Source organism: Emticicia sp. CRIBPO, from assembly GCF_009905725.1.
Classification (GTDB): Bacteria; Bacteroidota; Bacteroidia; order Cytophagales; family Spirosomataceae; genus Leadbetterella.
This window is the reverse complement of the sequence record NZ_JAAAKV010000025.1, coordinates 1-3,647: the sequence shown is the minus strand read 5'-3', so window position 1 is coordinate 3,647 and position 3,647 is coordinate 1. Positions and strand designations below refer to the sequence as shown.

Here is a 3,647-nt window from a genome sequence, read left to right as displayed (position 1 = left end):
GGAGTGATCAGAGTTTATCCGAACCCTACGCAGGATTATGTTTCAATTACTGGATTAGAGGAAGGAAACTACATCACGTTGATCAATCTCTCAGGACAAACCGTGCTTTCGAAGAAGGCTACCGGAACGAAAGAACAAATGTCGCTCAAAAGTTTACCGGTTGGGTCGTACATTTTATCTGTTATTGGCAACAAGGTTGGATTGAACACAAAAATCAGGATTATAAAACAATAGTTGATCAAGCAGGTTAAAGAAGGTATAACAGATTCCTGATTTATAAAACTAGATAGATAAGTTTTTGTAAGCGTGTCTTTAAACCTCCGGCATTTTTTGCCGGAGGTTTTTTGTTAAAGATTGTTCCTGTCTAATTTACGTATATAGAATTTCCGTGCGTAACTACAAGATTAAAATCTACATTTTAAAAACGTTGGCCAAAGCCTCTCTACCATATCATCAGATTCAAATGGATAATTAACGGAGTGAAACCACTTGATACGCACGACTTTATCGGCACGGACGACTGACAAGAGGAATGCTTCTCCCAGGCAAAATATTGTGACTTTCATGCTTTTTGTGTCCACACACTCTTTCATAGAAAAAGCCCGTAATCAGGCCTCTAAGGCAGTTTTTTTAAGGATAAATAGCCTCATCTTCCTTTGGTTTTATAAAAAAGGCATAAAGAAAATATTAAAAAAGCATAAAAAATGGTGTGACCGAAGAAGTGACTTCCAGTCTAAAAAAGATAACAGAAGACTAATCACGAACTTCTTTAACAATTATTCGGAATGAGAAAAAATTACAACGGCACAGGATTGATGGCCAGGAGTTGGTCATTATACTGTCAAAATGCAGTCATTGGTTTCTGCCTTTTTTTACTGGTAAGCATAAGTTCATATGCCCAGAATGGATACATTTATGTTCACAGCAAAACACTGGATGAATCATCGAGCCCTGATATCACTTTTTCTGTTTCGGGCGGGCCTACTTCTGTTCCCAATTTTAGCCTGAATGATAACCCTTCGCAGGTATCGCTGTCAGACATTGGCAGTTCGCAAAACGGCCGGCTTTGGGCTGTCGGCAAAGACGATAAGGTTTTATATTACCGTAACCTGGGTTCTGCGAGCTGGGTGTCAACAGGTGTGACGAATGTCAGCAGGGTTGACGGTGGTGCGGGAGGTACAGCTTATTATATAGCTGGCGGAAGCGTTTTTTCACATGACGGGACCACCGCAACGGCTTTATCGACATTTACGGATGCCACAGATATCGGATGCGGCTGGAGTGTCAACAGCCTTTATGTGATCAGGGGAGGGGACATCTACAAATATTCGGGTTCTGGGACTACCTGGAGCTCATTTTACAGCACCGCACCAAGCTACGGAAATCTGGATGTAAGCCCGGTAGACGGCTATATTTATGCCACTTCAACTTCTACCTCAACCGTAGAATCATACAGGATTAGTCCGGCCGCGGTGGCAACAAGCATGGGTAAACCTTCGGAAGTGGTTAACAACATTGCTTTTTATGACATTGCTGTAGATGGCTTGAACAACGTTTACATTACGGGTTTTGCCGGGTCGGGTAACGGCAGCAACCGTTTCGTTTTTAAATGGGGCGGAGGTACTTCATGGGGTTCAAGAGAACTGACCACTACCCAGGCCAACAGGATAACCGGGGGACTTGCCGGACAAATGTGGTTGACCATGAGGCTGTCATGGGATAATGCAGGCTATCCTTATAATAACATTTATTCACGCTCATTGGACGGGGCCAATGAATGGTGGATTGATGATGAAAGGGTGCGGACCAGCGTGGCCAATGGTAATTCTAATATGATCAGCGTGGCTCCGGGAACCTATACCATAACCGAAACTGTGCCCGGGGGATGGGATCTCCAGAATATAACAGTTTATGATCCCAGCTCAAATTCATCATCGAACGTAAATGCCAACACAGCCACCATCACCGTGGCCGCCAATGAAGTTGTACACGTCATTTTTCAAAGTGGTCTGGTGAATCCGTTTGCCATGACGAACAATTGCGGCATTGAATATACTGAAAATTTCGGAACAGGAACTCCGGCCAGTTTCGGGCCTCCGTTTCTGGGACAGACTTCTTACCATTATATGAATACCAATGTGCCCGGAGAAGACGGACATTACAAACTGGTGACCAATGCCTTTCCGAACTTTAACACCTGGAGACCCGGGCCTTTTTATGATCATACCACCGGAAACGGAACCGGGTACATGTTTGCGGTCAACTCAGCATATGACAAAAACGAATTTTTCCGTAGAAGGTTTACCGGTGTTGTACCGGGAGCCACTTACAATTTTTCTGCCTGGATAGCGAATCTTACCCCGCTGGCCGAAGTCCACCCGAATGTATCTTTCCAGGTGGTTGATCCTGCTACCAATACGGTTCTTGCCAGTAATGTAACGGGAGATTTGACCGGGGCCAACCTCGTATGGACCCAGTACACACTCAGTTTTGTGGCTACCACCAATGTGCTGGAGCTGATGCTGGTCAATAATAATGTCGGTGGAAACGGCAATGACCTGGCTATTGATGACATTACTTTTAAAATGATGCCGCCTGTTGTCCCGGTTACTACAGTTACGAACGCCTCTTGCAGTCAAAACGGAAGTATAGAGGTTACCTCCCCGTCCGGTCCTTCTTACCGGTACAGTATTGACGGGACAAATTACCAGGTATCCCCGGTGTTCCCGAATCTGACGGCCGGTAATTATACCGTTTATGCACAATTCATTGGTACCACGGGTTGTATCAGTTCTAAAAATGAAACGATCAATGTGGCCATCTGCGGAAACGTATTTAATGACACAGATGGGAATGTTGACGGCAAAGTGGATGGATCGGGGATCGGTTCGGCCGGAGCTACCCCTTTGTATGTAAGTTTATATAATGGCAGTACGCTCGTTGAAACCATCCCGGTAAATCCGGATGGCACCTATGAATTTAAAAATGTACCGGCTAATGCAACCTATTCCGTTGTTTTAGGGACCAGTCCGGTGGCTAACCCGACCTCTCCGTATGCCGGAACAGGCTCAGGTGGATGGTACAGCACAGGTGAAGACTGCTGTGACAATACCGGGGACGATGCAACTCCGAATGGTGTGTTAACTGTGGTAGTTACCAACACCGGTCAATCTAATGCAAACCTGGGTATCCAGCAACCTCCAACTGCCATTAACAGTACCGCTCCTGACCAGCCTAATCCGGGTGGATCCATCAGTGTTCCGGTTCCGGGTAGTTACTTTGATGGCAACGATCAGAATGGTGGGACGGTGACAAGCCTGACTATAACGGGCTTCCCTACCAATACAGAAAGTATTACGATAGGCACTGTCACTTATTACCCGAATGCAGGCTCTGTTCCGGGTGTTTGTCCTACATTGACCTGTCTGGTGTTTCCTTCAACAGGTGGGGTAACAGTACCCGTCGACGTGAACGGAAACCCATCGGTAAGCATATCGCTTAATCCTGTAAACGGGTCGGTTACCAGCGTGATCCCTTATATCGCAGTGGATAATGCCAATGCGGTAAGTACCCAAGCCACAGTGAGTCTTCCGTTTACTGAACCGGCTTTACCGGTAACACTGGTTTCATTCAATGCTTCCAATATC

The 3,647-nt window shown here is 45.7% G+C and carries 1 protein-coding gene and 1 pseudogene; both read left to right on the top strand.

Annotated features, from left to right (window positions below; translation table 11 throughout):
• The coding region (locus tag GVN16_RS25900; RefSeq protein WP_166565701.1) for a T9SS type A sorting domain-containing protein at nt 1-234 on the top strand (234 nt) is incomplete at its 5' end.
• Between the two features lie 551 nt (nt 235-785).
• Nucleotides 786-3,647 (top strand): annotated as a pseudogene (locus tag GVN16_RS25895) (hypothetical protein); the annotation flags it as partial.